Source organism: Flavobacterium sp. (assembly GCF_044341185.1).
Classification (GTDB): domain Bacteria; phylum Bacteroidota; class Bacteroidia; order Flavobacteriales; family Flavobacteriaceae; genus Flavobacterium.
This window is the reverse complement of record NZ_JBIISE010000054.1, coordinates 1-7,386: the sequence shown is the minus strand read 5'-3', so window position 1 is coordinate 7,386 and position 7,386 is coordinate 1. Positions and strand designations below refer to the sequence as shown.

Below are 7,386 nucleotides of genomic sequence, written 5' to 3'. Positions count from 1 at the left end.
ATATCCAATCCCAATTAAATATCGACTATTCAGTGATAACGACACTGCTTTTTGTCCTTGTGCAAATGAATATAAAGAATTGTTTTTTAGTGAATAACTGTATCGTAATTGACTTGTGTAATCAGATGAAATTACCTCTTTGTCTTGTGAAATATATTCGTAATTAAAAAACAATCTAACTAAATTTTTATCTTTTTTAAACGCAAGTTGATTGGCAGAATTAAATTGTGTTAACTCAATATTTCCTGTTGTGTAATTTCCATCAAAACTTGTTGTAAGCACAAATGTACTATCTAATTTACTCGACATACTCTCAGTATTTACAATAGATTGTGCTTTAGCGAACGATGTGAATAAAAAGAAACAAATGATATGTATTTTATTTTTCATATCTAATTAATATTAAATAGTTTCATCTTTAAAAATACTTGCAAAATCTGAAATGCATTGATAATATTCTACCATATTTGCTTTCAAAATAGATACATTGATATGAAGTAGTAATACATCATTTTTAGTTTCTTTATGAATAAAATTTGCTATATGATCCTCCTCTGGTTTGCCAACAGTAGCATGTTTAGCAATTGACTTTCCGTACTTTTCAGAAAGTAACTTTGCATTGTTAAAGTATTGATTTAATTTTTTTAAATCGGAAAAATAGATTCCATTTTCAAAACTTGTATCTCCCTTTTCTGCACCAATGTTAAACTGCATTAAATAATCATTATTGCCTGCATTTACCATAAATATGCAAACCCCATTTTCTGGCATTATTGACGAGATATCATTTTTTATTTCTTTTAAAGTATTTTCTGAAATCGATTCTTCGAAGTAATTTTTGTTGTTAATTAAGTTTAGTCTATATTCTTCCAGCAATGTAGATTGTCCAAACTTTTCATTGGATATATAATTCGCTTGAAGTAGTTCTGAGATTGCAAAACCAAAATGACCAAAGAAAGGTTGAGTAAACGGATAAAGGTTAACTATTGTTAATTTTGAACCCCTATTAATACATTGGCCATACGTTCTATTAAGATTTATGTATTCTAACCCAACTGTATTAATGCCATCTAAATTAACATTAGTTATTTTAAACTTTTTCGAAAACTCACACACTTGTAAAACAGAACTCTCTGATATTCCCATTTTATATTTAATATCACTAATACTTAACCATTTTCTTGGCAAATGAGATAAATTTAGTTCTCTCTTAATTTTTATTACGGGAGCTAAATATTCTACAGAAAAAGCATTTTCTAATTTTAATTCCAATTCAGTTAATTTTTTTAATAATTTATCATTTTCTATTTCTTCTATAAAACCTGAAGCTATAATACCAGCTGGAAGCGCAAACATTCCAACTCCAAGAATGGCAATTAATCCTGATAAAAATTTACCAGCAGGAGTGATGGGATTAATATCTTCACCTCCTGTAGAAGTAAGGTATTTGTCAATACCCCACCATAATGAAGTATATAAATTTTCAAATGATTTTGGTTGCGCATCGTGTTCTAAAAAATACATAAGTACTGATGCTATGATAATTAATAACAAAATCATCCCAAGAGATACAGTCAATTCAGTTTGCTTATTTTTTATTGCTTTTATCATATATTAAAAATTTCTGGTATTATAAGTTGTATCTTATGGGATTTGCAGCTCCTTTTTTCTTAACATGAGCAATTGATTTATTTAAATAAATATCTTTAATTTCTTTTGGTGCATCTTCACCATCAAATCCCCATCTTTTTTTTATTTTATTATTTTCTGTTGCAGCAGCATACCATTTGTTAATTTTAAAAACCCCAATAATTATTCCTTGAAATTCAGATAATGCATATTCTAATTCATTTATTCTACCCAGGATTCTTTAGTAGCAATATAAATAGCGTTATTTGAATTTTTAACCTTTGCATATTGTCTATTTATATTAATAATCACTACTTTATGCAATAACTTTTCAAGTTTTGGCGCATTATACTGTCTAATTAGTTCATCTGTAGTTTTAATACCATAAAAACCACTATCATGACCTGCAACCTCGTTGGTTAATTTGTTTAAATTAAAATTATGATAATCAATTAATGTTGATTCAACTAAAAAAGCTTCTTTTTCAGAAAGTCCAAGTCGGTTAATTAAATGTTGGATATCCAATTTTTTGTCTAAAATTTCTTTAATTTCAGTTTTTTTTAATGAATTGATTTCGGTTTTATTTTCAAAAACTTCTTGTTTATGGGCAAATACTCTATTATCAATACCTTTACCGATATAAAAGACTTTATTGGTTAATGGATTCACTAAAGCATAGACATAAAAGCCCAGTTTAGTTATGGTTAAATTATCAAACATATTTAATTGATTTCGTTAGTGTTTTTAAATTATTTTTCTCTTATTATTTATAATTTAAGGATAAGAAGTCTTTAAATTCAGTAGGATTTAATTCTTTTGAAACTTTAAATACTTTTTGATTTCCATTATCTTTTTCTAAGCTTAAACCCTTTGGATAAGATATATTTGATAAATTAAACAATTCAATTGATATTAATTCTGTTTGTTTTGGCGGATTATTAAGCTTAGCAAACACATTATTATTTTCAAATTTAATGTAGCTACCTAAAATTGTAAATTTTCCAGCGTTTGAATTGGTAATTATTAATAATGCTTCGAAAACAATTTGATACGTTTTTAATTTTATTTCAAGCCCCTCTTTTTTGGCACCGTTTGCAATTAATTCTTGTTTTATGATGTCAATTTTTGTTTTTATATCAGAAAAAATAGTTTTGTTTCCTCTTTTTTCAACAACACCTTTCATGTTTACATCGTCATCAACATTCGTAATTGAAGCAAATTTTAATGCCATTACTGTTTTTTCATCTAATACTTCGGGTCTATTTTCGAATTTAATTCTCAAGTAATTAAATAACTCCAATATATTAAAAACTTTAGATTTTAAATACACATCATTTTGACAAGCACCATATATAATTTGTTCCCAGTCTTCATCTAATTTTTCATTATCACCATATTTTTCAATATCAAGTTTAACTGCATCTAAATTGATATTATTTTTATTAGCAAACCCTTTATCCCAATCATAAATATCAGGCATTTGAGTAATTAATCTAAATATTTTCGGATAGGATATTTGCACTCCAATCATTGCAAATAAAATCAAATCATCTTCGGAATCTGGTGCATTGTCTCCAAAATCTGATGCATCATTTTCAAAATCAGAGTTTCTTAGATTTCTTAATAATGAAAATGAATTAATATATCTTTTTAAACTTCTTGGATTAAATCCAATAGTGTATTTTACAACATTTGTATATGAATCATTAAGTTCTTCTGGAATCCCGATAGATAAAGAACTTAATTTTTCAGAAAGTAAATTACCCATGTCATATGTTCCTGTCGGCATCGAAAACGGAACTTGAATAATTTTATCAAAAAAGGAACGAAATTCGCGTTCATTTTCTTCTGTTTTTTTACCAAATTTCGATTCTAAACCTTTTACAACTACATCATAATCAATTGCCAATACAAATACACAATTCGGTACATCAAACAAGTTTTTTAAACTTTCCAATACTTCTACAGCTTGATCTGGTGGAATACGATCTAAATCATCAACAAGAAAAACCACTTTTTTATAATTATTATCTGGATCCTCTATTAATTTTGCAATAATATTTTCAATTTCTTTTTTTATTTCAGCAATTTCTGCTTGCTCTCTGTTGGCTTCTTCATGAACTATAGCGCCTTTTATATCTACACCTGTTTGGTTTGCTATTACTTGATTGGCCACATTTCCAAAAAATGAAAAAACTTTTTTCATACCAGCCTCAGTCTTCTCTTCAATAGTCCAATTTTTTCCACAACTCAACTTTAAATTGGTAAGCATACCTTTTAAAATGGCAGGCGTAGTTTCAGATGGATTCCTAAACATACTATATTCCCAAGTATTTACCCAGGAAGTGGCTATGTCTTCACGTTTGAAATGTTCTAAAAGCATGTAAAGCATTGATGTTTTTCCGGTTCCCCATTCGCCTTGTAGACCAACAGTTAAAGGTGTATCACCTTGTTTGATGAAATTTGATAATACAGCACTGTAACGAGACATTTTTAATTTATCTTCATCATTTTTTTCAATAGGTTTGTCGGTAATACAAGATTTTAAATCCATAATTTTTTTAATTTTAGTAAGAAATTGATTTAATTTAAGAGACTCTTTTATTTTTGTATACGATATCTAATTTCGTAATGAAACGTTTTCTCATAAAGAGCCACCACATCTAACCAAACGTAGGTGTTAGAGAATGAACTTGTAGATTGAAGTCCAATATAAGAAAACCCAGAATATGGTTTTTTTATTAGTCCAACACGACTTTGAGTTGATAAAGCACTATTATTTATATCATATTTAAATGCGCTCGCATATTGTTTACCTGGGTACTGTAAGAATTTTTTTATTTCTTTCTGTTTATCAAAAAAGAATACATTTAAGGTATAATCTTCATCTTTTTTAGGTGGGAAAAGGGAGTTAAGTATTTCACGACTTAAACTAGAACTTTTCTCTTCTGATTCCCAAAGTGGAATACCTAAAACTTTTACCTTTTTAGAAATTCTATTAACGTCGTTAAATAACCTTCCGTCTTCTCTTTGTGTTTCGTCTTCACCTGATATTCTTAAGGTGTAAATAAATTCCTTGGTGTTTTTGGGTATTTCTATGGGTGCATAAACTTTACTTTCTCCAGACATTGAAAAAGTACTTGATACAATAAATTTCTTAGGTTGATTAAAAATTTTTTCAAATGCCATTGTGGTTCCAATTTTGCTTTTATTGGTTTTTTTACTTACAACAACAGAGTCGCGAATTAATTTTGCCTTACTTAAGTAATTATCTACACTCCCAGATTTTCTTGAAACTTCTAAATTATAATAGGATTCTTTTGGAAAATAAATTTTAACAGAAAACGGATTATCAAAGTACACATCATATGTAAATTCAACATCAGATGTTTTTTTAAATGTTTTCACAATTCGTCCACTGCGTTGTTCAACGATTGAAAAGAATTTAACTTTATTGTCCGAATTAAATTTTATTTGAATAGTATCTTTACTTAAACCAAAAAAATCTTTTACAATAAAACTATCAGCTGCAGCCAATTCACCCTGATTTGAAATAACATTTTCGAATTTTAAATCTTCTAAAGTAATTTTTTTTGCAACTTCAACGTTTTCTTTTTCTTCTTTTTCATTCGTTTTTGTTGTTGAATTTTTGTCGTTTTTTTTGCTACAAGAAATTAGTAGTAACACTGCTATTACAGAAATAATATTTTTTTTAGTACTAATCATAATTTGATTTTTTAAATTTTATTTTTTAATTATTCAAATTTATATTAATAATTATTACATTTAGCCCAAATATAGCCCATGTATGTATAATGACTATTCTCAATTGCTAATTGATATTCAAAAAAAATCCAATATTACGGTTACTTCCATTAGAGATGTAAAGTATTTAAAGGAGGAATTAGATGCAGTTACAAACAAACCTCTTGGTTTTAATACATTAAGGAGATTATTTGGTTTTTTAGATAAAACCGTTCCTTCGCTTGCTACTTTAAATACGTTATCAATTTATCTTGGTTTTTCTTCGTTTTCTAGTTATAAAAACAATCAAGCCAATTATAGCGAATGGTATTTTCAACAGAGTTTACTGCGTATGCAGAAACTAAAAAGAATTGGAAAAGAAGAAATTAGTAAAATTAATATTGGATTGTTAGACGAAAAAAACATCATATTTTTGGCTTATTTTTTATCATTTCAAGTTGAAAAAAATAATTTAGAAATTCTTAATGCTGTTTTTAAATATGTTGATTTTAAAAGTATTTCTAATACACAATTTCACAAGTTTTCTACAACAATTTCCTTAGGTCTATCAAATATATCAGAAAAAAAAGCGTTGACTATTTATGAAACTCTTATTCCATATGATACTTTTAGGAATAATATTCCATTACTTTTTATAGACTATACAAATCTAAATTCAAGGTATTATAAAATTTTGAATATTATTGAAAAAAACAATGCAAATGAATCAGATATATTTTTTGTTTCTTTAATGCGATTTTATAAATATTATTATTCGGAATACGAGTCTTTTTTAAATTATGATATAAAAAAACCAAAAGAATTTCCTAGTTTTTATTCGGTTTTAAAAGGTAGGTTTTATGGATGTTGTATTTTACAATCACAAAAAGTAAGTCCAAAGTTAAAAAAAGAAATTTTTGATGCCTGTAGTTCCAATCGAGTTAGTTTTTTCTTAGAAGAGATTGTACCAGCTTTAATTATTAAAGAGGAATATGATGTTTTAAAAGAAATTATGGATAAATATTATGAGGAATTATTCGAATCTGATATTTGGTCATCCACAACAACTAGTGCTATTTATTTGATTGGATTGTCCAATATAAATAGGCATTCTGGATTTTACTCTAGAGCAAAAACAAATTTAGAATTAGTAGATCTAGAGGTGGTAGAAATAGGATATTATGACTATTTAGCGCTGTTTTATTATTTTACCAAATTAAAAATTAGCTTTTCTGAAAATGAAATCGATACAAATCAGAACGCTTTGAAAAATCTGAAACTTCATGTTAAAAAAACCGGATTTAAATTATTTCTTACGTTAGCAAAAGGATATATTTTGAGATAGTGGCAAAAAAACTATTTATATACTAAAAATCGTAATTACTTAATAAATTAGCAATTACGATTTTAAAAAGTGGAGTCGGAGAGAATCGAACTCTCGTCCAAACAAGCCATCAAAAAGCGTTCTACATGTTTAGTTTTTGTTTAGATTTTCGACAAAATAGCTTGGCCAAAAACAGCCACTATTCGCTTAACTTTATGAATGTCAGAGTGGATTTAAAGTTTTACCATTCCTAGGTTTATTTTTACCATTCCTCTTAATCAACCGCCACAAACCAAGGCTTTTGAGAGAAATCCAGCTTCCCAACCTGGTTGGGACATGGCATTATCGTACTATAATTCGGATTATGCAGCTAAAGCGTAAGTATTTTCGCCGTTTAAAAAGTGTGTATTATTGATATTTACGAGCCAAAAATACAATGCTCGACATGCTTACTAATTAGTGCCACTTGCTGTCAAAACCAGTCGACCCCATATTCATTTGACATATCAAGTCTTGTATACTATACCTTCAAATCAAATGGATGCCAAAATTACAATAAATTATTCAAGCAGAAAAGTTTTATACTCAAAATCAAAAATGTTATATTTGTAAAGTAATACAAGTAAATTGTGTTAAAAACATAAAAAAAGCCATAAACCTAAGTAAAATGAAATTCGGAATTATTAAAG

At 27.5% G+C, this 7,386-nt stretch carries 6 protein-coding genes and 1 other RNA gene; 1 reads left to right on the top strand and 6 read right to left on the bottom strand.

Going from position 1 to position 7,386, the window contains the following annotated elements; all coding sequences use genetic code 11:
• From ACIQZ1_RS09240 to ACIQZ1_RS09220, 5 genes are all read right to left on the bottom strand, one after another.
• Positions 1–390 (bottom strand): DUF481 domain-containing protein (locus ACIQZ1_RS09240; RefSeq protein ID WP_396160717.1); only part of this gene is annotated, 390 nt, incomplete at its 3' end.
• Positions 391–402: 12 nt separating this feature from the next.
• Positions 403–1,611, bottom strand: coding sequence for an ion transporter (locus ACIQZ1_RS09235; protein WP_396160715.1), 1,209 nt, complete (start codon positions 1,609–1,611; stop codon positions 403–405).
• 240 nt (positions 1,612–1,851) lie between these two features.
• Positions 1,852–2,349: an LEM-3-like GIY-YIG domain-containing protein gene (locus ACIQZ1_RS09230; RefSeq protein WP_396160713.1), complete on the bottom strand. Its 498-nt coding sequence runs from the start codon at positions 2,347–2,349 to the stop codon at positions 1,852–1,854.
• A 43-nt stretch (positions 2,350–2,392) separates the two neighbouring features.
• Positions 2,393–4,183 carry a P-loop NTPase fold protein gene (locus ACIQZ1_RS09225; RefSeq protein WP_396160710.1) on the bottom strand — a complete coding sequence of 597 codons (1,791 nt, stop codon included), beginning with the start codon at positions 4,181–4,183 and terminating at the stop codon, positions 2,393–2,395.
• 47 nt (positions 4,184–4,230) lie between these two features.
• Positions 4,231–5,355: a hypothetical protein gene (locus ACIQZ1_RS09220; protein WP_396160708.1), complete on the bottom strand. Its 1,125-nt coding sequence runs from the start codon at positions 5,353–5,355 to the stop codon at positions 4,231–4,233.
• A gap of 82 nt (positions 5,356–5,437) precedes the next feature.
• On the opposite strand from ACIQZ1_RS09220, the gene ACIQZ1_RS09215 reads away from it, so the two are divergent.
• Positions 5,438–6,718, top strand: coding sequence for a hypothetical protein (locus ACIQZ1_RS09215; protein ID WP_396160706.1), 1,281 nt, complete (start codon positions 5,438–5,440; stop codon positions 6,716–6,718).
• Between the two features lie 67 nt (positions 6,719–6,785).
• Here ACIQZ1_RS09215 and ssrA read toward each other — a convergent pair.
• Positions 6,786–7,187, bottom strand: a transfer-messenger RNA (tmRNA) gene (ssrA, locus tag ACIQZ1_RS09210).
• Positions 7,188–7,386: the final 199 nt, after the last annotated feature.